We start from the raw sequence: 24,602 nt of genomic DNA on the forward strand, positions 1-24,602 counted from the left end.
TTTGGTTAAGGGGTTTTTCCTTGTTATTGCTGCACAATCAGTACGCCGCCATTCGTCGGAATCATCAGGTTAACTTCCTGATTCTTCGGTAGTTTAGAGGCACTAACTTTGCCGTTCAGTTGTTCGTCGTCAGTATATTGCCGCAAGTCTGCCCCCGCCGCAATCATGGGCAGTTTGACGGTTAGTTTCAGGGTTTCTTTTTGGGCGTTTATACCTGTTACATACCAGTTATTGCCATGACGACGGGCCAGTACCACATACTTCCCAGGGTAACCGTCAATATAGCGAACCTCGTCCCAAGTGGTGGGAACCGTTTTCATAAAATTAATGGCCCAATCTGGTGCGTCTGTTAAATTGTTGGGAGCCAGTGCAAAATGCTGCACGGCACTCTGAAACAATACCGCCGTTGCCAGCGCGTACACATCCGACGTTACCCGCTTTGAGCCACGGTTGGGCGTATTGTTGGCGTTGTAAAATTTGTTCAGGGCACTCCCGCCAAAATCCATGCTGCCGACGGTGTTTCGGATGAATGGATGCAACGTGGCGTTAAACGCCTCATAATCACAGCTCCGCTGCGAAAAGGCGAGGTTTTCGCTGGCAAGAACGGCCTCACTTGCCGCATAGTTTGGATACATCCGTTCCCAGCCACGCGGCAGGGTACAGCCGTGAAAAATGCACAGGATACCGTAGTCGTTGGCGTCGTAGAGAATGTCTTCATAGACCTTCATCGTTTCCTGTTTATCGCCGCCGAAAAAGTCCACTTTAATGCCTTTCACGCCAATACTTTTCATCCACGCCATCTCTTTCCGGCGGGCAATGGTGTTGTCCATAATCCCTCTCGGGCCTTGCGGGGCGTCGTTCCAGTAGCCGTTGGAGTTATACCATAAATACAAACTAACCCCTTTACTCGCGCCGTATTTTGCTAATTCTGCTATTTTCTCCCGTCCAATCTGCGTATCCCAGAGGGCATCCACGAGAATGGTTTCGTAACCCATCGCCGCGCTGAAATCAATGTATCGTTTCTGTTCGTCATAGACTGTTTTGCCGTCCATGCCGATGATCCAGCTCCATGAGCCTTTGGTATATTTGTAGGTTTGCGAAGCCGCATAACGGGGTTCTACTACGTCGAACGGTACGGTCGTTTCGATAATCGGTGCTAATGTTTCACCTACGGTAATGGTGCGCCACGGCGTTTCGCTGGGTAGCGGGATCCCCGGCGCGGAAGTGCCGTTGCCGTTGTTTTCGTCGGGCATTGGAAACCCGATGGTGTATAAACCTTCTGAATGACCAATCAGTCGGCTGCCACAGTATCGGCTGTCCACGCCCGTTTCAGAAATTAACACCCAGCCGTTGGTATTGACCTTGAACAGACACGGGAAGGTGTATCCGTTGCCTCTGCCGTTTTTCCCCAACGTATCATCGACTGTATAGGGAATTTCGTAGCTTGGCATGGTTCGGGCAAAACCGACCATGGCTTTGCTTTGGGCCGACAAAAACGTGGTGGTTCCTTTCGGAAAGGCAAAACCCGATGCTTCTTCGTTGACAACACAGCTACGGGATTGTTTTTGGGGATACACCTTGTAGCGAAACGTCACATCGTTGTTGCTCACCCTGAACGTCACCTGAAAAGCATCTACGTTGTTTTTTGAGAATACAAATCCGCCTTCATTGGCCACATAATGTACCTTTCGTTGCTTTATGTTGGGCAATTCATAGGTATTGTCAATTTTATGGACACTCGTTTTAGCATCCACCAGTGCCAAATTCTCCGAAAAATCACCCACGTTAGTTTTCAGTCCGAGCGGCGATTTTGTCAGGAACGTCTTACCATTTAAAGAAATACTGTACGAGGGCTTTCCGTTGTCCAAGGCAAGATTAACCACCAGTTTGCCGTCAGGACTGCTGATTGTTTGGGCATTAACAGCCAGAGAACTCAATATCAGCCAATAAAAAAGGTACTTCATTTGCGCTAATGTTTTTTTTAATTCTTTCACCCTAAAAAAGTTTATTTGGGTTTCTCGCCAGAACAAAAGTTTCTTACCACATAGGCACTTAGAAAACATAGATTTTTTTTACCTTTTGTGCCCTATGTAACTATGTGGTTTATATATCCGCCGTATGCTATGGTTCTTTTGCATACAGCGTGTTTTTATTACTTCTCTGAAATCTTGTCTTCTATTCGGAAATAATCAAAATCGGCAAAACCGCCCGTGGTTTGGGTGGCGTAGCTGAATAATCCGAAACGGTAGCCCATAAAATGTGGGATGGTGTAAGGCATTTTCAGCGGCTCACCGATTTTTGTCCAAACCTTGCCGTCGAGGCTGTAAAAGAAATGGGCGATGTCGGCGCGGTTCTTGAAATTACATTCCGCCTTGACGTACAGCGTGTTTTGGGTAAGAGGGATGTTCTCAATCTCAACGGGTTTGCCCGTATTGGCACTCACCATGACGATTGATTTTTGCCCTTTGCCAATCTTTACCCCTACCAAACCAAAATTCTTTTGTAACAAACCCAACCCTGCAAAATCACCTTCTTTCATGTTCGAGGCATCCAACAAGGTCGAACCCGTCGATTCGGGGCCGATGGTGCGCTGGGTGAGGGTGTTGCGGGCGAGAACAAACGATGTATCGATTCGTCCCGTTTTTAAGCGTAAAAATCCTTTCCGTTCGGATACCGACCAGAGCGAATTATCGGGGTTGTGGTTCCATTGCCACACCAACGGCAAGGTCGCGTCACTCTTTTTGCGGGCAAATTCGTCCGAGGCTACAATGTTGGGAATGAGCGATTTATTGGCTGGCAAATCCAGCGTTTCGGGGACTTTGCCGTTAACGCCCAACACAGGCCAGCCGTTTTCCCACGTCACAGGCACCAAATACGGAATGCGGCCAACCCCGCCGTAATCGCGGAACAGGTACGAGAACCAGCGACCGTCGGGGGTGTCAATCAAGCCGCCCTGCGCCACGCCCAAATCCTGCAACGCCACGCGGCCTTCCCACGGTCCCGTGAGCTTGTCGGCGCGGTGGATAATCACCGTCCGCATGCCGCCTCTTGGCCAGCAAATGTGAAACAAATAGTATTTTCCGTTGACCTTAAACAACTGCGAACCTTCTGCTCCGAGCATGATGTTGTTCCCCGCTGGTGCGCTGCCGTTTTCGATGATGGTTTGGTCGAGTCCTCCTTTTTTGATGCCCGACACGTCGCTTGTCAGCTCAATGATTTTGATTTTTCCGTTTCCATAAATCATATACACCCTGCCGTCGTCGTCGAAATACAGACTGTGGTCGTGGAGGCTTGGCGCGAACGAAACCGATTTCCAAGGGCCTTTTTCGATGTTTTTGGTGGAATAAACGTGGGTTTTACCCGTTGTTTGGGCAAATGTCGTGACGTAAAACAGTCCGTTGTGGTACTTAATGCAGCTCGCCCACGAACCCCGCCCGTAAGTACCTTTGCCGTCGGTCAGGTTGAGGGAAGGCACATTGGCCAGCGTGTCATAGACGTAGCCAAACAGTTGCCAATTCACCAAATCCGTCGATTTCATCAGGGGTACGCCGGGGCTCATGTGCATGGTAGTGCTGCTCATGTAGTACGTTTTTCCGACGCGAATCATCGACAAATCGGGCACGTCGGCATAAATGATGGGATTGCGGGCAGTTTGTGCCGTGACTTCTGCGGTCAACAAAAGCCCCAGAATCAATCGAAAAGCACAATGAAAATTACATTTTAACATACGTTTATACCAATAGTCCGTGTTAAATTGACACAATTTAGTTTACGATTTATCTCGTTATTTTTTTGCTATTCTTCCTCTGGTCGCTTACCTCTATTTCACCAATCTTATCTGAAAAAACCGTGGCGTCGGCCTGCCGTTTTCGGAGGAAATTTTTAGCTTAACAAGTTCTTTATCATCGGTTTTTACTGTAATCACTTTGTCTTTTACGGCAAGTAATTCCGCAACCCGATCATTGATAAAAATACCCACATCCTCCGTTTTCAGATTTCCCGAAAAATGAATCTCAAGCGTTTTACCCGCCAGCTCTTTGTTTTGCAACTGATATGAAATGTACGAGCGGGTATTTCGCCAGAAACGGCCGTCGTCGTCGTAGCCCGAGTCGCTTTTTTCGCCCTTGTACGCATGATCTACCTCGGGTTGTTGTTCGCCGCAATTCACCTTATCAACCGTTCGGGCTTCCAACGCCAGCGCCTCGGCTTCCTGCTGACGTCGGGTTGCTTTCTGAGCGTCAAAATCGGCCTGCGTAAAGGTCTGGAAATACATTTGGTAACGGGCATCGTGGATTTCGTAGAACGGTTGCAGCGTCAGCGAGTCGAGCGTAAAGGTCAGATTACCAGCTGGTTTTATCGTTGAAAGATAGGAATCGGCATTGCCAATCAACGCGTACGCTTTGTCGATGGGGTACAGTTTCCCTTTGGTTTCGTGCCCCATGCGGCTGTCGTCGGCAAACAGCCCGACCAAGTCGGTTTTAGCGGTTTGCGCCGCCAACACAATCGGCCCGTGCACAAACGCCGCCCAGTTGGAGTTGTCGGGCAGGTATTCCAGTTTGGTTGAGGTCGAAAAACGCACCGTCACTTTATCGCCCGATTTCCATTTTTTCTCAATACCCATGTACTGTGCAGGCTCGGCGCTGACGGGATACTTTTTCCCATTGACCAAAACCTCAACATTTTCCGCCCATTTCGGGGAACGGATTTGCAAGGCAAACGTCTGTGATTTAGCCAGTTTCAGCACCAGTTCTGTCTGGTTTTTGTACGGAAACTCCGTGCTTTGGGTGAGTTGAATATTTTTCTCCTTCCAGTCTAACGTGGAAGGGATAAACAGGTTGACAAACAGGTCATTGGCCGAATGACTGTAAATCAATTCGCCGTATTTGGTATGGTTTTCGATGCCCGAACCGACGCAGCACCACATGCTGGTTTCGGGTTGCGAATAGACCCGATAATGGTTGGGGCGAATGGGCGTAAAATACACAAAACCACCCTTTTGCGGATGTTGACTCGACAGGATGTGGTTGTACAAAACCCGTTCGTAAAAGTCGAGATACGTCGGGTCGTTTTTGTCCAGAAACAGCGCTTTACTCAGCCGCAGCATGTTAAACGAGTTGCAGGTTTCAGGCCCCTGATTCGATTTAAGCATCGAACTGAAATCAGTTGTCGGGTTAAAATGCTCACGCACGCTGTTTCCGCCGAAGGCCACACTGCGGGTTTGGGCTACATTTTGCCAGAAAAAACGCGCCGCTTCCGACCAGTCGGCATTGCCCGTTAACTGCGCAATTTTTTCAAACCCAATCACCTTCGGAATCTGCGTATTGGCGTGTAAACCAGTCAGTTTGTCCTGTTTTTGCAGTAACGGATTCAGAATAGCGCGGTGAGAAATACGCTGGGCGGTGGTCAAATATTTTTGGTTTTTGGTCAACAGGTACAGGTCGGCAAACACCTCGTTCATGCCCCCGTGCTCGGTACGGAGAATTTGTTGAATCTGGTCGTCCGAAAGCGGCTGAATGAGTTCGACAAACCAATCCCCCAAACCGACCAATACCTGTTTGGCTTGCTGATTACCCGCAAATTCGTAGGCATCCCGCAAGCCTGCAAACAATTTATGAATGTTGTAGAGCGGCACCCACGTGTTGTTCAGCCCAAAGCTGCTGCCGTCGATGTCGCCTTTGTGAATCCGCTCCCAAAAGACCTTTCCCTGCGGAATACCGCCTACGTAGCCGTTGCCGTTTTTAGCCTGACACTGAGCCAGTTGGTCCACCATATAGTCGAGCCGCTTTTTCAGTTCGGCATTGCCCGTCGAGGCGTACATCATGGCCAGTGCCGACAGGTAATGCCCGCCGATGTGGCCGTCCAGCCCCGAGCTTTCCCAGTTGCCATAGCGTTCGGCTTTTAGGGGTAACCCCGCGTCGATGAGGTAGGGCGCCAGCAGCTTATCAGGGTTCAGCGACAGGATGTACCGCATGTCCACGTCCTGCGCGTTCTTGAAAGCACCATTCGTCACCTTCACCTCCTGAAGGGTAAACGGTTGCATCTGCCCGAATGCCGAAAAGCTGAGCAGGAAGGCAGTTATGGTATGTAGTAGTGTTGTTCGCAAGGCATTATTTTTTAATCCTTGGAAAGGTTCAAAACCTTTCCAAGAGTACATTATTTCAAGACAGCATCGTTACCGCTGTATTTCAGGAATTTAAACGTAGCGGAGTTGTCTGATTTTTCACCATTTGAAGTAGCATACATAGCATACACATTGCCAATAAATCCACCTGATACTTTGGTAGATAAGTGCTTCCCATCTAAGTTTTCGGCAACGGTTTTGTACGTTTTACCGTTTTCAGAAATCTCAAAATCAACTTTATCGGCTTTTGACGTTATTTTTAAACTCAATTTGCCATTTCCCACGGGTAGCGCATTTATCAATTCTACGTCTTTTTTGCGATGCACACTTTTGTATAATTCCACTTGTGTTTTACCATCTTTGATAGATTTTGCCAAAAAGTAAAAATGGCTTTCGTCTTGATAAATCACCAAACCCGCCTTTTCTTTTTCAGTTTTTGGCGTAAAATTCAACTCTGTTTCAGCTACTGAATACATGTGTTGCTGGCGTTTGGCCACAAAAGATGGATTGCCCAACTCTGAGATCGTTTCAGGCTTGAGATTAAGCGTTAGACCATTTTTAGACGTTTTAAATGAACTACTATCAACCGTTCGCAAGTGCATGAGCGAAAGGTCGAGTCCTTTGTCGAAGGTCATGGTATAAGCAAAGTTGCCGTTTTGCGGCAAAGCCCCTTTTTGTTTTACCTCCTTGATGTTGGTTGCATATTTGTATTCAATGGCTTTTTCGCCGTGTTCGATCATTGGCCAATCGTTTACCCATGTGAGCGGAGCAATGAACATTTCACGACCTGTGTTGTAAAAATCACCTTCGTAAGGGCGAACAGCCAAGAAAATTGAATACCAATTGCCGTCGGGACCTTCAATAAACTGGGCGTGTCCTGCCGACGTAATCGGGTTGGGGCGGTCGGCGGGTAAACCTCTTTGGGTCAATACGGGATTGCCTTCAAACGGCACGTACGGCCCCCAAATATCTTTGCTGCGCAAGGCTACTTGTGAGTGATTCACGGACGTTCCTCCCTCGGCACAATACAGTATATACCAATCGTTGCGTTTCAAAATGTGTGGACCTTCAATCCAAACTGGTTTTTTGGTAATGTCCACCCCACCGTTTATCAACTGCTTTTTTTCTCCGATCGTTTTTAAGTTTTTGTAATCAAACTCATACATCTGAACGGTGCGATGACCCGGATAAAGTGGTTTATTATCAGGAGCATCGCTGTTATAAACCACATAAGCTTTATCGGTAGCTTCGTCAAAATAAATGGATGGGTCGATGCCCCTGACTTGTGGAAGTTTTACAGGGTTGCTATAGGGTCCCGCTGGGTTGGTAGCCGTCACGACAAAGTTGCCGTCATGGTCAATATCAGTGCAAGTAACGTAATAGACGCCTTTGTAATACGTAATGGCAGGCGCAAAAAGCCCACGGCTCATGCGCTCGCCCATGAAATCCATTTGCGACGGACGGCTGATGACGTTGCCGATTTGTTTCCAGTTTTTCAGGTCGCGGCTGTGCATGATGGGCAGACCCGGAAAGTACGAAAACGTAGAATGAACGCTGTAATAATCAGCCCCGACTTTAACGATACTCGGGTCAGGATAAAAACCCGTCAAAATCGGATTGTTTAAGGTAACTTTCTGGGCCTGCGCAAGTGGACTCAATGCCATTAAGCAAGCAAGATAAAAGGCGGTAAGTGCAGTTTTCAACATGGTTATGATTTAAGTATTCTGTTCGTTAGTTTATTGGGCAACAAAGACATAGGATTTCCCTGCCTGCGTTGGCACATCGTATAGCACCGTTTCTTTCAACGAAAGAGGGGCCACGTTGGCTTTGGCCGAAATGACCGCTGGGGCAGTTTTTTGGGTCACATAAAACGCATTTGGATTCTCGCCTGTTGCGGATTTCAAAGCGCTGCCGCCCGTAAGTTTGAGGGCATTGGGCGTACGCACCCGCAGGTTGCCTCCCAAAGTGGACTTTACGGTCAGTTTGGTCAGTTTGCCGTCTTTCCACTGCATGTCTGTCACCTCAAAACCGCCGATGGCGCGCAAGCCGCCCACGTTGCCAGCAGGCCACACATCGGGCAGTGCAGGTAATAGGTGTACGGCGCCGTCAGCACTTTGCATCAGCATTTCGGTAATGCCCGACGTACAGCCAAAATTGCCGTCAATCTGGAACGGTGGGTGTGCGTCAAACAGGTTGTTGTACGTTCCGCCGCCTTCCTTAATGACACCAAGGGGCGTTAACTGATTCTGAATCAACGCATAGGCGTGATTGCCATCCTGCAACTTGGCCCACCAGTTTACTTTCCAGCCCATGCTCCAGCCCGTCGAAACGTCGCCACGATGGATGAGGGTAGTCCGCGAGGCATTGAATAATTCGGGTGTGCGGTAAGGAGAAATCTGGTTAGAAGGGAACAGGCCGTACAGATGCGACACGTGGCGGTGGTGGTCGTTGGGGTCGTCCACGTCATCGAGCCATTCCTGCAGTTGACCGTATTGCCCCACGTGCATGGGAGCCAGTTTATTCCGTAATTGTTTGAGTGTATCAGCAAAGGCAGCGTCTTTTTTCAGGATTTCCGTCGCCCGAATCACCGTACTGAAGGCATCGAACACAATCTGGTTGTCCATCGTCGTACCCGCATCCAGCGACGAACCGTCGTGGGCTTGCGGGGCGTTTTCGGGGGAGCTCCCAGGGTTGATCACCAGCCATTTGTATTTAGGGTGTTCAATCAGAAAATCGGCGTAGAAAAGAGCCGCCCCTTTCAGAATGGGGTAAATTTTTGTCAGATAGGCTTTGTCGCCGCTGTACAGATAATGCTCCCACAAGTGTTGGGCTGTCCAGCCACCGCCGCCGAGCCACATACCCCAGAAAGCCCCGTCGATAGCCCCCGTTGCCCGCCAGATGTCAGTATTGTGGTGCGCCATCCAGCCACGGGTGTGGTACATCTCCCGCGCCGTTTCCTGACCTGTTTCCGACAGCTCCGTTACCATTTTCAAGAACGGTTCGTGCAGCTCCGACAGGTTGGTTTTTTCAGCAGGCCAATAGTTCATCTGGGCATTGATGTTGATGGTGTATTTGCTGTCCCACGGCGGTTTCATACGGTGGTTCCAGATGCCCTGTAAGTTGGCAGGCTGCCCCGATTCCCCTTTATTGCTCGGCTGCGAAGACGAAATCAACAGATAACGACCGTATTGGTAATAAAGCGTAACCAACTGAGGATCATTGACCGAGCGGAAGTTTTTAAGCCGTTCATCGGTTGGGAGTTTGGCAGCATCGGTAGTGCCAAGGTCCAGTTTCACCCGATTAAAATAGCGTTGATAAGCGGCAATGTGTTGCGCCAGCAGGGCCGCATATGGTTTAGGAAATGCCTTGTTCAGGTAGTCGTAAGCGCGGGCTTTTTCATCACCCGAAACGTCTTTATAATTGACGAAATTGGTCGCAATCGAAATATAAATGGTAGCCGACGTTGCTTCTTTTACGGTCAGGCTGGTATCGTTGGCGGCGACTGTCCCGCCGTTGGTTTTGATTTTCGCAATACCCATGTATTTCACCATGCCTTTCACTCCTTCGTGGTCGGAGGTAGTGCCCGCAATGGTAAGCTCGTTGGCATTGGCACTGATGACAGGTTTTAACTGAGGAGTAGTATAGGAAGCGCGGAACGACAGCGCACTGGGTTTGCTGGCCGTAAGCTGTACGACCAATACGCGCTCGGGCAACGACGCAAAGATTTCGCGGGTATAGGTCACTCCGTTGGCGGTATAGCTCGTTTTGGCCACAGCCCGCTCAATGTCGAGGTCACGGTAGTAATCGGTGTAGTTATCGTGACCTTCAAAAGTGAGGTTCAAACTACCGACGGGCTGAAACATCTGCCCGTGCGATTTTTTGGTAATAATCGTTTTATTGGCCAGTTTCTCGGCGTCTTTTTGTTTCCCGTCAAATATCAGCTGGCGGATTTGGGGTAATGACGCCCACGCGTCGAGGTTATCGTTGCGGTTGGGGCTACCCGACCAAACGGTGTGTTCATTCAGCTGAATCGTTTCTTTGCCAACATTGCCATAGATCATGCCGCCCAAACGCCCGTTCCCAATCGGCAGGGCATTTTCCCAGACGGTTCCCGCAGGTTTGTTGTACCAGAGTCTGAGGTTTTTGGATGATTGGGCAAAACCCAATGATGATAAAACCAATAAGAAAAATAACAGTAACTGTTTCATTGATAATACGTTTACAACACAAAAGGAATGTGTAAATATGACACATTTATAGTTACAAAAAAGATAGTGCTGTTCCCACTACCGATTTTATTTATTCAGAAAGAGATAACTGATTTAGCAAAGATAAAAAGTTATATTTATTTCATAAAATATACAAATACAATAATTGAAAGATTAAAAAAAGATGTAAGTGACAAATGCCACTTACATCTCTAACGCTCTCTTTATCTATCTATAAACACAACGGCTATTGCTCTAATAGCCAGGATTTTGCGGAAATTTAGGCCCTTCCACCGTACGGTCTATTTGCGATTGAGGGATTGGCCGTAAAACATGAAAATCTTTTATATACGGCCCCGCCTCACTATTCCAAGCTTTTATACGTCTTACCAAGGTTTTGGTCCGAACCAAATCGTGGTATCTCATCCATTCACCAAAAAACTCTCGGCTTCTTTCATCCAAGATAAAGTCAATTGTGACATCATCGGCCGTAATCGTCATGGCAGTTGCTGCCGCAGCATTTTGCGCCGCAGTATTGGTTTTTCGATAAGCCGCTCGTTGACGAATGACGTTGAGAAGTTCAGCCGCTTTGGCTTTGTTACCCGACATCAAATACGCTTCAGCACCAATCAGATATACTTCAGAAAATCGAGTAATAACAACTGGACGAGTAGAAGGGTCATTGAAATTAGTGCCACGGCTCGGATCCATGTGTTTCTTAATAGCAGGATATAAATTGGCATTCCACGTGCTCGGCGGCGCGATGATTCCCTTAAAGGGTCTTGTTCCGTTAAATTGCGGAGCACCTACCACTTCATAATCTGTAATCCACACGGCGGTATCAATGCCAACTTGCATGGTATAGCCAATACCGCGTTTATTATTGGCGGCTGTCGCTGTATTTGTTACCGCAGTATTGGAAATATACGTCGTGTAGAATGTATTGGCAAATCTTGAGTCAACATCTCTTTTTACAAACGCCTGATCAAGAAAATAATTTTTACCTGTGCTTTCGCCTGAGGTTTGCTTCACACTGTTCGGGCGAATACGGGCGTATGGGCGACCATAATACGAATCACGGATCATCCCTGATGTGCCCGAGTTCACCAATACCCCCGACGCATTTATAAAAGAATTGAGTCCGCTATTGTTCGGATAGTTCCAGTTGGTAAACCAAGGCGTAAGGTTTTGCGCATCACCACCACTGGCTCCACCTCCTACGGTATAATAACCAAACTTAGCATCATTTGAGTGATCGCTAACAAACATGGTTTCTTTCCCATAGTCGTTGGCAGGAACAAAAGCATCGCCAAAATCCTGCCAAAGGTCTAAACCATAGGTTCCTTTCGCCGCAATAAGATCGTTTGAAATTTTAGCTGCCTCCGCAAAATCTGCCTGCGAATTTGTCAGCCAACCACGGGTCAGATAAGCTTTTGCCAAGAAAAATAAAGCCACAGGCTTGGTCGCTGCCTTTCCTAAGAATGGAGCAGTCGGTTTATCGGGCAAAGCAGCAGCGGCCTCCGTTAAGTCTTGAATAATCAACTTATATACCTCGGTTGCGGGGTCTCTTTTGGCACTTTGTGAGGGAACCGTAATAAACTCCGTACTCAATGGAACATCTCCCCATGTTTGCACCAAATAAAAATACCAGAAAGCTCTCAAAAACTTGGCCTGGGCTAAATATTGTTTTTTTGTCGCTTCTGGCAGGTCAATACTCTGTCCATATTTCAATACACCGTTGATGGTATTGATTGCCACAAAAGACGTCCCCCAAGCCGAGCCGAAATTGGAACTATTGAGACCGTTGTAGGTATGTATCGGGCCTCCGCCGCTGCTAGCTCCCTGAATAAATTCGTCGGTACCCGCTTGCATTTCGGAAGAAAACCCTTCGGTTCCCCATTGGTTTCGGATTAAATTATACACGCCAGCAATCCCGCCCAATACCCCAGCAGAACTATTAAAGTAAGCGGGGACAATTTGTGATTGCGGATGCTCTTCCAATATTTTCCCGCAACTCAAGCAGAATAGCAAAGTAAAAGCAAGGATTAAACTATGTATTTTTTTCATCTTGAATTAAAATTTAAGATTTACACCCATCGTATATTGACGCACTGGAGGATTGTTTAGGTTGACCGTTACGAAACGGTTGAAATTGCCTCCTTGAATGGTATTACCATAACCGTTTCCTTCAGGATCAACCGCCAATTTGGCTTTCACCAGTGGCGAGTAAATGATGAAAGGGTTCGTAGCGTTTAGGTAAATGCGGGCAGAAGAAATCCCCAATTTGGTGAGGGTTTTTCCACTGACAGTATAACCCAAGTTAATACTTCTCATTTTGATGAAAGAACCGTCTTGATACGAAGTAGTAGAAGTAAAGTTACGCACACCACCACCTGCATCTGGTCGAGGGAACGCATTGGTTGGGTTTTCTGGGGTCCAGTAATCCATCACCAATTGGTTGGAACGTCCTTGATTTAAGAAGCCAAAACCAGAACCACCACCCGACGTACCCGACAAATAAGGCACTACTACTTTCATTCCCATGCGGGCGAAAGTAACGATAGATAAGTCAAAGCCTTTGTAGTTGAATCTGTTGGTTAGACCACCTTCCCATTTTGGTTGAAAATTACCGATAATCTTGCGGTCATTGGCATCAATCACCCCATTGTTATCAACGTCTTCCACTCTGATTTCACCAGGAATCTGTACTGGCGACGTTTGTTTTTTCAACGTGCCATTATCCAAATCCGCTTGTTGCCAGATACCAATCTTATTATAGTCATAAATAACGGTCAACGGTTGTCCAACAAACCAGAAGTTTCCTTTGTTATCCAACTCGGTCGGGGTGGTAAGTTGCGTAATTTTTTCACGGTTAAAGAAATAGGTCACATCGGTACTCCAATTAAAACCATCCTTATTTCTGAAAATATCAAACGTTAACGAAGACTCAAACCCTTTTCCTTCGGTTCTTCCTAAGTTTTTCAGGGTAGAATTGGCCCCATTACTTTCTGGAAGGTTGACCGAAAGCAAAATGTCTTTCGTTTTCTGGAAATACACATCAAATGTTCCCGTGATACGGTTGTTAAACAAACCAATTTCTAAACCAACATCTGTCTGAGCCGTCGATTGCCAACCCAAATTAGCCGCTGGAAGGCTCGTAACAGTGTAGGCAAGTACCTGCCCCCCAGTCGTTGTTCCAAAGTTGTAATAACCCGTCGAAAGTGCCCCTAACGTCGCATAAGCACCTACGTTACGGTTACCCGAAATCCCCCAACCACCTCTCAATTTTAGGTTAGAGAAAACGGCTAAATCCTTCATAAATGGCTCATCGATGACATTCCAACTCAAACCAATGGCGGGATAATTGAAGTATTGATTAGCGGGAGACAAGGTAGATGAACCATCTCTACGGAACGTTGCCGTCAAGGTGTATTTATCATTAAACGTATAGTTCAAGCGGGCCATGTAGGAAAGCAGCCCCGTTTCTGAAAAGGAATTGCCGAAGTCGGTAGGTGCAACGGGCGTTCCAGAAGCCAGCGCAAAATTGGCTGTTTTAATGTAATCAGCGGGAACTCCCCTTACCGTAAATCGGCTACCAAGCGAGTGATTTTTTGTATATTCATAGAGCCCCGTAAAACCTATTCTATGTTTTCCAATGGTTTTATCATAATACAGCAAGTGCTGCATATTGACGTCCCAATACTCCGTATTTCTAATTTCAGCGCTTGACACACTTTGATCCACACCTGTATTGACAAATGTATTTGGCGGACCGTAGCCATTAAAACCAGTCTGGCTATAGTTCAATCCAACGTTGAACCGATACTTGAGGCCATCCAAAATGTTGACTTCGGCGTACAAACTATTGAATGTTCTGATAGCACGCTCTCTCGAAAGAATATCGTTGCCGCGCGAAATGAGGGTCAGCGGGCTTACTGCCTGCGCTTCAATGGTTCCGCGTTTAGGGTTCAAAAGTACGGTACCATCCTCATTGTAGGGTTTGATGAGCGGTGATAAACGCACCAACTCCGTCGGAACGCCTCCCCCCGCAGGATCATTTCGGTAAGTAAGGGTATTGAGCGTATTTAAACCTATTTTTACTCGCTTGCCAATTTTTTGATCTATGGTAGCACGGATATTCATACGCTGAAAATTTTGATTCGGCATAATACCCGTTTCATTAAAATAGCCAAGACCCAAACCGTATTGGGTATTTTCTACACCACCCTGCAAGCCAAGCTGGTGGCTTGTGTTAAAGCCCTGTTTGTACAATAAATCTTGCCAATTGGTAGAAACGCCTGCGGCAAGGTTTGCTTTCTCTTCTTCCGTGAGTGGATAGGCCGTTGTACCTGCGCCTTGGGTGTTCAGTGCCGCCGATTGCTCTTTGAATTTGGCGTACTGCTCGCCGTTCATGACGTTGTATTTGCCCATGATGTTTGTCACACCGTGGTAACCATCATACGTCAACACTGGCTTGCCCGTTTTTCCTCTTTTTGTCGTAATCAAGATAACACCACCAGCTCCCCTTGAACCATAAATGGCCGTTGCCGATGCGTCTTTCAAGATTTCAAGATTAGCAATATCATCAGGGTTAATGTCATTTAATCCCCCAAACGGAATTCCATCTACTACTACCAGTGGGCCATCAAGCCCGTCACCGTTACCTGTTGTAAGGGAGCGGTTTCCGCGAATACGGATGGTTGCTTGACTACCAGGTGTAGAACCGTTGCTCACAATAGAAACCCCTGCGGCACGGCCTTTGAGTTGGTTCAAAAGGTTGGGAGCAGGTACTTCTTTCAAGGTTGCCTCGTTCACTGACACCACCGAACCCGTAATGTCTCTTTTGCGCTGCGTACCGTAGCCTACTACCACCACTTCGTTGAGGGTCTTGTTGTCTGCCTCTAAACGAATATTAATGATTTTTTGCGCACCTACTGCTACCTCTTTGCTAACATAGCCGACGTACGAAAAAACCAACACAACGCCGTTGGCATCAGTAAGTGACAGTTTGTAGTCGCCGTTGGCATCGGTGCTGGTTCCTTTCACCGTCCCTTTGACCTGAATACTTACGCCTGGTAATCCTTGACCGTCGTCTCCTGTGACACGGCCTGTGACGTCAATGAGCTTGATGTCGGAGACACTCGCTGCTTCCGCAGATTTTTCTTGGGCGGGTGTGGGCGGTGCAGGCAGCCGTTTGATTAAAATTTGTTGCCCCACTACTTCGTAAGTAAGGTTTAGCGGGGTCAAAATGTGCTCCAATACGCCAAAAAGTTCTTCATTGTTGGCTTGATACGTGATTTTACGCTTTGATTGTACAACTTCGCGACTAAACAGAAATTGCACTTTTGCTAGTTTCTCAATGCGTTTGATAATCACTTCAGCATCTTGATTCTGGGCCGAAAAACTAATGCGGCGGTTCAAAAACTCTTGCGCTTTGCTATCGTGAGCAAAACTTATTTTGAAAAATAAGAGCACAAGCAAGAACTGCAGACCTGAAATTTTCATAATCCTAATCCAAACGTTGTGTTTAAATAAATGGGAATCCATACATTTGTTCGTTTTGTTGTTTTTTGGTAGAAATGACAAAAACAATTGCTCGCCGTAACGGCTAAATGTGTCTGGTAAACACATTTCAGAGTAGTACTAGCGATAGTGTTGGGAGCACTATCGCTTTTCTTTTTTGGGGAAAAGGAAAGTGATAGAATCTAACTCATACTTTTTAATAGATAGGTTAAAGAAAGAATGAACAACAACTAATTACAGCCTTGGCTGTGAATAATCACTTTATCATCAACGACTTCATAGGTTGCTTCAATGGTCAGACAGATCAATCGGATTTTTTCAAGAAATGGTACATCATTAAGTTGCCCCGTAAACGTGCAAGATTGTAGTTTTTCGTGGTCGTACTGAATCGGGAGGTGATATGCTTCTTGCAATTGGCCAAAAATTTCCGAAACGGGCGCAAACTCATACGTAAACTGTTGATTGACGATGGCAGTGGGGTTCTCGGCTACATTGTCGCTCGTTTTTTGAATTACTTCGTTTGTTTTGGTAACAATACTGAGTTGCTGATGTTCGGTCAGAAAAGTCGGTTTATTGGGGGCTGCCACCGACGTAACCGCCACTTTCCCCGATTTTACTTTTACCAACGACACGGTTTCTCCTTCAAAAGAACGCACTTGAAAACTTGTCCCCAACACTTTGGTAGTGAGACTATTGGTATAAACAAAAAATGGTTTTTGGGCATCTTTGGCTACTTCAAAAAAGCCTTCGCCTTGCAAAAACACTTCTCGTTTGATTTTACTTATTTCTTTCCGAAAACGCACACTGCTCCCCTGCGACAAGACGACCGACGAATTATCGGGCAACAGCACCACCATTGGCTGCTGACCCGTATTACTTACTCGTGTCCATTTTCCTTCCTCCAATGCCTTTTCTTCATTTCTGGACGTTAAGGTGGCATCTTGGGGCTTAGGCAAGAATTGGTACCACGTGGCAAGGCCAATCACAATCGCCGCCGCTACCCAGCGCACCCATGTCCAACCCAGGAGCGGTTTGATATTATTGACAGAATCATCGGGAATGGAGGCCAAAATTTGGTCTGTTTTTAGGGCTACGTCATCGTCCGTGAGATTATCCTCTTTACCTTCAATCAGTAAGAAAGCCGCAACGGCCTGTTCGTACAAATCTCTTTTTTCGGGATACACTTGAAGCCATTCTTCCCAAAACCAACGGTCTTCCCGACGTCGCTCCTTCATCCATCGCTGGAAAGCTTCATCTTCGAGCAGTTCGGTAACAGAATGGGGATTGGGAAATGGTTTCATTTGGTACTTTTCTACTATTTTTAATGATAGTATGAAGATACCCAAACGAGATACCCTAACGAAGGTTAATTTTTTTTAGAGGAAAAGACAAATGAACCAATAAAGGGGAGCAACCAACCAACGGCTACGCAATTTGGTCAGTGCTTTTTGTAGAAAATTAGAAACCGACTGACGGTTGACATTCATCGTTTCGGCAATTTCTGCCACCGATAAGTTTTCGTAGTACTTTAAATAGAGCGCTTCGCGTTCGCGGGCAGGGAGCGTATCTAGTTGTCGTTTGAGTTCATTGATTTGGAACAAAGCCACTTCTTCCTGAATGAGAAGCGTTTCAACATCTATTTCTTTCGGCAAAGCCGTGTCCCAATCGGGTTCTTGGTGGGTAAAATGTTTTTCAATCCGTAAAAACTGAATGATATGGCTCCGCAACGATTTCAGCAGATAATGTTTGACCGAACAGGTGTCATTGATTTGAAGCCGATTTTGCCACAGTTGCAAAAATAAATCCTGAATGCAATCCTCCACCGCCGCTTCATCAATCATAAACTTTAGACCATAACGCCGCAACGTACGATAATAACGCTCGACAATCATGCCAAGCGCCTGCTTATCGCCTTCTCGATATGATTTCCATAGAACATGGTCTTGAACTGAAGAAGCCATAGTGAAATCGAGCTAATATAATCAAACAAAGATTTTTTGTGAATAGTCTAACAAAAGTAATAAAGTTTTATTATCTTATGGTATTATTTACAATAAGTTGTGATTTATTTTTTTGGGGCTAAAAAAAATTACCAATATATTATAGTAAAAACTACCATAACCCCACTTATGCTTCCAATTAACCTTTAACGGACACTAGCAATGAATTCCAGTAATCAGCAACTTTCGGTCATTGAAAAAATCGGTTACAGTCTCGGAGATTTGGCTGCCAACCTCATTTTTCAGACGTTAATGACCTTTTTGGCGTATTTCTACACCGACGTTTACAAAATCCCCGCGGGTACGGCCAGTATCATCATTTTTGTGGGAGGTTTGTTGGGGGCATTCTTTAATGTCTTGATGGGCCTCATTGCCGACCGCACCAACACGCGCTGGGGAAAATTCCGTCCGTGGATTATCTGGACTTCCTTACCTTTTGGGATTATTTCTTTGTTGGCTTTCTCTACGCCTAATTTTGGTGACACGGGCAAAGTTATCTACGCCCTCACCACCTATCTGTTGCTCGTGATTGTGTATTCGGCCAACAATCTGCCGTATTCGGCACTCAGTGGCGTCATTACGGGCGACATGAAAGAGCGAAACAGCCTTTCCTCCTATCGTTTTGTGGCCGTGATGGTTGCCCAATTTATCATCCAATCGTTACTTCTTCCTTTGGCGTTGTCGTTGGGCCACGGAAACAAAGCCGTTGGGTTTGAAAAAGTGATGCTCTTTTTTGCCATTGTAGGCGTGATTTGTTTTTGGATTACTTTTTTAACCACCAAAGAGCGTATAGTACCGCCCGTTGAAGAAAAAAACTCCATTAAACAAGATTTAACTGACCTTATTAAGAACAAGCCTTGGGTTATAATGCTGTTGGTGACCATTCTCATTTTTGTCACCTTAGCCCTCAAAGGCGGTATGTACATTTATTATTTTAACTACTACCTCGACCACGCTGCCGAAGCAGCTTACCTCGATTCCATTGGTTTTAACGACTTTATTCGGGGCTTAAACGCCACCATTACGGGTTTAGGCTTAGGAAAGTTTGAGTGGCCCGAAGATGCCCCCACTTCGGCCAACAGCGTTTTTAATGCGGGTGGAATTATTTTTATGATTGTCGGAATCATGTTCTCTAAACCGCTGGCCGACCGTTTTGGCAAACGAAACATCTTCGGAATCTTTTTGGCACTGTCGGCGCTGTGTTTATTGATGTTTAATTTTTATTCCAAAGACAGTATTGGCCTCGTTTTTTTCACTCAAATTCTCCACGGCTTTACCTACGGCGTAACGATTCCGTTGCTTTGGGCCATGATTGCCGACGTCGCCGATTATTCGGAGTGGAAAAACAACCGCCGCGCTACGGCCATTATCTTTTCTGCCATGATTTTTGGTCTGAAAGCAGGGCTAAGCATTGGTGGGTCGCTCGGAGCGGGAATTTTATCAAATTATGGGTATGTAGCCGAACAAACCGAACAAACGGCAGGGGCTGTCAACGGCATCAAAATGGCCGTGAGTATTTACCCAGGATTGATTTTTCTCGTAAGCGTCGCTTTGTTGTTTTGGTACGAAATCAACAAAACGATGGAAGTACAAATTGAAGCTGACTTGAAGGAAAAACGTCAGCGGTAGGTGTTGGGCTTCTCCTTCGTCGAAGTGATAAACGTTTCTTACATCCAACCAAAGTTGATTACAGCAATTAATAAAAAATAAAACAATGCCAGAAGATAGCATCGAGCACATTGATTTTGAAAAACTTAACGAACGAGCAATTTCTCAACCGTTGGTTTCACATTTGTTTACAGCCGACCCATCGGCGCACGTTTTTGACGGAAAAATTTATATTTATCCTTCCCACGACATTGACGCAGGCATTCCGTTTAATGACAACGGCGACCATTTTGGCATGGAAGATTACCACGTTTTTTCGATGGAATCCGTGAATAGTGAAGTGGTTGACCACGGGGTGGCGCTGCACGTAAACGATGTTCCGTGGGCCGAACGGCAGTTGTGGGCGCCCGATGCCGCGCACAAAGACGGCAAGTACTACCTTTATTTTCCTGCCAAAAACCACGAAGGAATTTTTCAAATCGGGGTGGCCGTTTCAACATCACCAACAGGGCCTTTCGTGGCCGAAAAATCACCAATAAAAGACAGTTACAGCATCGACCCTGCGGTATTTGAAGACGCCGATGGAAGTTATTATTTGTACTTTGGGGGAATTTGGGGCGGACAATTACAAAAGTACCGCGACAACGTCTATCACGCTGAAAATCAAGAACCATTAGCCCACGAAACGGCACTTTGTCCAAAAATTGCCAAGTTAACCGACAATCTATTGGAGCTGGCCGAAAGCCCGCTAGACGTACAGATTTTGGATGAAGCAGGAAATTTGTTGTTGGCTGGCGACAATGAGCGTCGTTTTTTTGAAGCGCCTTGGCTGCACCGCTACAATGGCAAGTACTATTTCTCGTATTCGACGGGCGATACGCACTACATTTGCTATGCCACGGGTGATTCGCCTTACGGGCCTTTTACGTACCAAGGCCAAATTCTTCAACCCGTAGTAGGCTGGACAACCCACCACTCAATCTGTGAAGTAGCAGGGAAATGGTATCTTTTTTACCATGATTCGAGCCTCTCAGAAGGGGTTACGCACCTTCGAAGCATCAAAATGACGGAGATTTTTTACGATGCCGAAGGAAAAATTCAACCGATTGTGCCATACACTCGGTCAGACGATAGTCAGACCGAAGGGCAATTGTAATAGTACTCTCGGTCTGACTATCGTCTGGCCTGTAGCCGTTTTCGGTCTGACTACCGTCTGACCTATAGCTCTTTTCGGTCTGACTGTCGTCTGACCGTAGCCCTTGGTCAGGCGATCGTCAGACCAAGGGCTATACTTCAAACGTAAACCCTTTTTCTAGGAGTTTATTATACACACTTTCGTCGAACCGATACAAGGTCGCGGCACGGTGCGATACGTCTTGTTGGCGTTCTTGGGTGTCCACCAATAGGTTCATTTTCAGGAACTTCTTTCTAAAATTCGATTTGTCGAGTTTTTGTCCTAGAATCGCTTCGTAGAGTTCGAGCAATTGTAAAAGCGTGAATTTTGCAGGAAGCAAATTGAATCCGATGGGTTCGTGCTGGATTTTATGTTTCAAAAAACTGAGGCAATCTTCAAAAATTTTGTTGTGGTCAAAAGGCATAGTTGGTACTTCTTGGATGTTAAACCAAGACACATCGGCTTCGGTAGGCCCTGGATGCAGCTCAAATTTTTCGATATTGACCAAAGCATAATAAGCAATCGTGATGACCCTCCGAGGAGAAAATCGACGGACTTCCCCGAAAGTTTTAAACTGCTCTAAATAGATATTCTCCACGGAAGTTTGTGACGACAAAATGCGCCCTGCGGCCTCGTCGATACTTTCATTGTATTTTATCCAACTTCCTGGCAAAGCCCACTGACCTAAGGTCGGACCGATTCCGTGTTTGACCAAAAGAATGGAAAGTTGGGCATCCTTAAATCCAAAAATAAGGCAATCAATAGACAGGGCGTCTATAATCTCGTCGGTGAAATTCAAGAGGAATGACGGTTTGATGAAACAACTTCATTAATGAGAGTAAAGATAGTACGGCTAATTGATAACATTCCCTTAATTTCTCTTGTTTTATTTTTGGCACAAATAAAAATGCGCTCAATAGGACACTTTTACTTTTCAAACGTATTAAATCCACAACCGTAATTTCTTGTCTAACTTAACCATTTATATGAAAAACAGATTTATTTCACTCTCTGCCCTTCTCTTATTTATCATCTCTGCCGTTCAGGCCCAAGAATTAAAATTCCGCTCCGACAGCACTTTTCGCATTGTTCAGTTTACCGATTTGCACTACAAAGCAGGAGCGGAACCATCCAAAAAATCCATTTCGATGATGCGCACCACGCTCGACGAACAAAAACCTGATTTGGTGGTCTTTACGGGTGATGTGGTGGTCAGCGCTCCTACCAAACAAGGTTGGGACGAAGTGCTGGAAGTGGTGATTTCGCGCAAAATCCCTTATATCGTTACGTTGGGAAATCACGATGACGAAAGCGAAATGAAGCGAGCAGAAGTAGCTGCATACGTAGCCACAAAACCTTATCTTTTGAATAAAATTCCGTCGATTCCAGGAGTAGATGGTTACTTAAATGCCGCGATTACCGTGAAGGGAAAATCGGGCGCCAACGCGGCGATTCTCTACGCGATGGATTCGCACGCTTATTCAAAAATAAAACATCGGGTAGATGGCTACGGCTGGTTTAATCATAATCAAGTAGATTGGTTTCGGAAAACCAGTGCCAAGTTCAAAGAAACCCAGAAAGATACTTTACCCGCCTTGGCCTTTTTTCATATTCCGTTGCCTGAGTACCGAATGGCGTTTGATAACATCAAAAATCGCCGCCGTGGCGTCCGTTACGAAAACGAGTGTCCGCCAAGTATCAATTCGGGGATGTTTGCCGCGATGGTAGAATCAGGAGACGTATTAGGGACGTTTGTAGGGCACGACCACGTAAATGATTATTTGGTAGAATATTACGGAATCGCGTTGACGTACGGATGTTTTTCGGGAAGTGAAAATACCTATTTGCGTACCAAAAATGGCGCTCGCATCATTGAATTAAAAGAAGGTAAAAAGCAGTTTTCGACCTTTATTCGGGAGTTTGACGGAGCCATTTTGTACCCCGTCACGTTTCCATTTGCGACCAAAAAATAGAGAAAACTGAAAGACGAATATTGAATGGGATGTTGGGGCCAAAACTGCTCCCAACATCCCATTCTTGTTATTTAGCCTTGCGTGAAAAGCCTACTACTTGATAAAGTTTCCCGTCGGCTTTGGTAAAAACGTACATTTCGTTGTCTAACCCAACGCCAATGTGTGGATCGGGTTTGGCGGGAGAATGCAATTGAAAAAAGTCGGCAGGTTGGTTGTCAATCACCAACTCAATCTCTTGAATATGAGCACTCTTACCTTGAACAAATTGCGCATTTTCTGCCAAAAACACCCGCCCGTTGTTAATGTCCGTAAACACGTATTTCCCTTGTAAATCAGGATTGGCTTTGCCTTGATATACAAATCCTCCCCCAATGGCTTTCCCTTCGTCGTGGTCGTACTGCATGATGGGATAGGTATATTTTTGCGGAGGTTCGTTGGCAGGCAATGGAAACACTTTATCCATTCGTCCGCGCGGATTAATCACGAACGTTCCTTCGCGGTCGGGCCAGCCGTAATCTGCCCCTGCTTTTCCAAGGTTCAACTCTTCGATGTTGGTTTGTCCGATGTCAGTAATGAGCATTTTTCCATCAGGACTCCACGTGATACGGTTGGGATTGCGAAACCCTCGGCAAAATACTTCTTTGACGGTCGAGGGCGAAGTAGCATTGGCATAAGGATTACTTTCAGGAATGCCATAACGACCGTTTCGGCTATTTTTCCCAAGAGGGTCGATGCGCAACACCGAACTCCACGCTCCGTTGGTGCTATTACAGATGTGAGGAAAACCATTTTCGGAAGCGCCGCCGTCACCAATGCCGATGTACATCAACCCGTATTCTTTATCCCCTGCTTTGGCAAGTGGGTTAAAAGTAATTTCCTGCATTCCGTGAATGGGCGAAACCATGTTTATACGAAACAACTCACGCCCTTTTACCGCAAAAGGAATCGTGCCCGAATTGGCGATTTTCCATTCCTTAATCACCCATTGCAGAGTGACTTTGATGGAATCAGCATAACGAAAATCGGCCAAAGCACTGTTTGCTTTTTCGGTGTGCGTGGTGTATAACAAGCCATTTTGGGAAAAATCAGGGTGAAAAGCAAAGCTCCCCAAGCCCGTAGCTAACCCAGGAGACGAAATAAATTGAGGCCGTTCTTTACGAATATCTAAGGCTACGTTCCACTGATTATTAATCAGTTCGTATAAAATCCCTTGTAAGTCCGAAACAAAAACGCGGTCTTTCTGACCTTTCAGCACAAGCATTTTATTGATACGTGCCAATGGTGCTTTGGGGCCTGTGACAGGAGCGGTTGAGAGGTACCGAAGTTGCATTTGCCAACCTTCCTTTTTAATCTTTTCGGGCAATGGGTCCAACACCGCCCCCACTGCTTCTTTGTCGCGGGCTAGTTCTTTCTGATTTTTATGAATAAAAGCCAAAATAGCCTCAATTTCAGCACCTTTGAGTTGCGTGAAGGGAGGCATGACTTGCTTGTAATCTTCAAAAAGTTTGGTTAGGCGAGCATCCCCGCTGGCAAGTACCTCGGGGGCATTGTGGATGACTTTTTTCAGCCAATCGGCGGGTAATTCGGTCGTGGCTCGTTCCAAACTTGGCCCTATTCCTTTTTGAAGGAAATTATGACAAGTGGAGCAATTGGCCTGAAAAAGCTGCTGCCCTTTGGCCAGTGTTTTGGCATCAGTAGTGTAGGATGTTTGGGCAAAAACATTCCATTGACTCAAGGAAATGGCAAAAAATAGCCAATAAGAACTCTTTTTAAAAAAGGGTGTGAGGGGTTTTTGAAACATATTGTGAACAGATTTCCTTAAAAAGGAAGCAGAAGCGGGTGCATACTCAACTAGATTGAAAACGCTCGTTTCGCTTATTTCTTTCCATGAAAAACCCAAACTCAATTTTTTGATTTTTAGGGATATTACTAGCAATAATGAAGCGTTTTTGGTACTTTTCTAGCCAAATCCAACCATTTAATTCTTCCATAAGA

The 24,602-nt window shown here is 46.0% G+C and carries 14 protein-coding genes; 3 read left to right on the forward strand and 11 right to left on the reverse strand.

Features of this window, described 5'->3' with window-relative positions; all coding sequences use genetic code 11:
• Positions 1 to 23 precede the first annotated feature (23 nt).
• From AC23N5_RS29185 to AC23N5_RS29225, 9 genes are all read right to left on the reverse strand, one after another.
• Positions 24 to 1,964, reverse strand: a complete 1,941-nt coding sequence (locus AC23N5_RS29185; RefSeq protein ID WP_487758227.1) for a glycoside hydrolase family 97 protein — start codon at positions 1,962 to 1,964, stop codon at positions 24 to 26.
• 188 nt (positions 1,965 to 2,152) lie between these two features.
• Positions 2,153 to 3,727: a glycoside hydrolase family 43 protein gene (locus AC23N5_RS29190; protein ID WP_487758228.1), complete on the reverse strand. Its 1,575-nt coding sequence runs from the start codon at positions 3,725 to 3,727 to the stop codon at positions 2,153 to 2,155.
• 93 nt (positions 3,728 to 3,820) lie between these two features.
• The gene (locus AC23N5_RS29195) at positions 3,821 to 6,103 is read right to left on the reverse strand and encodes a glycoside hydrolase family 127 protein (protein ID WP_487758229.1); all 2,283 of its coding nucleotides are present in this window, start codon (positions 6,101 to 6,103) and stop codon (positions 3,821 to 3,823) included.
• Positions 6,104 to 6,153: 50 nt separating this feature from the next.
• A complete protein-coding gene (locus tag AC23N5_RS29200; protein WP_487758230.1) occupies positions 6,154 to 7,827 on the reverse strand; it encodes a glycoside hydrolase family 43 protein in 1,674 nt (557 codons plus the stop codon).
• Between the two features lie 30 nt (positions 7,828 to 7,857).
• Positions 7,858 to 10,329 carry a glycoside hydrolase family 95 protein gene (locus tag AC23N5_RS29205; RefSeq protein WP_487758231.1) on the reverse strand — a complete coding sequence of 824 codons (2,472 nt, stop codon included), beginning with the start codon at positions 10,327 to 10,329 and terminating at the stop codon, positions 7,858 to 7,860.
• A gap of 255 nt (positions 10,330 to 10,584) precedes the next feature.
• A complete protein-coding gene (locus AC23N5_RS29210) occupies positions 10,585 to 12,396 on the reverse strand; it encodes a RagB/SusD family nutrient uptake outer membrane protein (protein WP_487758232.1) in 1,812 nt (603 codons plus the stop codon).
• Between the two features lie 6 nt (positions 12,397 to 12,402).
• Positions 12,403 to 15,834 carry a TonB-dependent receptor gene (locus tag AC23N5_RS29215; protein ID WP_487758233.1) on the reverse strand — a complete coding sequence of 1,144 codons (3,432 nt, stop codon included), beginning with the start codon at positions 15,832 to 15,834 and terminating at the stop codon, positions 12,403 to 12,405.
• Between the two features lie 248 nt (positions 15,835 to 16,082).
• Entirely contained in the window at positions 16,083 to 17,153 is a 1,071-nt protein-coding gene (locus AC23N5_RS29220) for a FecR family protein (protein WP_487758234.1), read from the reverse strand.
• 75 nt (positions 17,154 to 17,228) lie between these two features.
• The gene (locus tag AC23N5_RS29225) at positions 17,229 to 17,813 is read right to left on the reverse strand and encodes an RNA polymerase sigma factor (protein ID WP_183978987.1); all 585 of its coding nucleotides are present in this window, start codon (positions 17,811 to 17,813) and stop codon (positions 17,229 to 17,231) included.
• A 201-nt stretch (positions 17,814 to 18,014) separates the two neighbouring features.
• Here AC23N5_RS29225 and AC23N5_RS29230 point away from each other — a divergent pair, with 201 nt between their 5' ends.
• Positions 18,015 to 19,481, forward strand: a complete 1,467-nt coding sequence (locus AC23N5_RS29230; RefSeq protein WP_487758235.1) for an MFS transporter — start codon at positions 18,015 to 18,017, stop codon at positions 19,479 to 19,481.
• An 85-nt stretch (positions 19,482 to 19,566) separates the two neighbouring features.
• Positions 19,567 to 20,616, forward strand: coding sequence for a glycoside hydrolase family 43 protein (locus AC23N5_RS29235; protein ID WP_487758236.1), 1,050 nt, complete (start codon positions 19,567 to 19,569; stop codon positions 20,614 to 20,616).
• Between the two features lie 130 nt (positions 20,617 to 20,746).
• Here the strand turns inward: AC23N5_RS29235 and AC23N5_RS29240 are convergent, their stop codons facing one another.
• Complete coding sequence (locus tag AC23N5_RS29240) at positions 20,747 to 21,433, reverse strand: NUDIX hydrolase (protein ID WP_221225737.1); 687 nt, start codon at positions 21,431 to 21,433, stop codon at positions 20,747 to 20,749.
• Between the two features lie 187 nt (positions 21,434 to 21,620).
• On the opposite strand from AC23N5_RS29240, the gene AC23N5_RS29245 reads away from it, so the two are divergent.
• On the forward strand, positions 21,621 to 22,607 hold the full coding sequence (locus AC23N5_RS29245; protein ID WP_487758237.1) for a metallophosphoesterase family protein: 987 nt from the start codon (positions 21,621 to 21,623) through the stop codon (positions 22,605 to 22,607).
• Between the two features lie 67 nt (positions 22,608 to 22,674).
• Here the strand turns inward: AC23N5_RS29245 and AC23N5_RS29250 are convergent, their stop codons facing one another.
• On the reverse strand, positions 22,675 to 24,408 hold the full coding sequence (locus tag AC23N5_RS29250; protein WP_487758238.1) for a PQQ-dependent sugar dehydrogenase: 1,734 nt from the start codon (positions 24,406 to 24,408) through the stop codon (positions 22,675 to 22,677).
• Positions 24,409 to 24,602: the final 194 nt, after the last annotated feature.

Source organism: Runella sp. R5_40, from assembly GCF_057652295.1.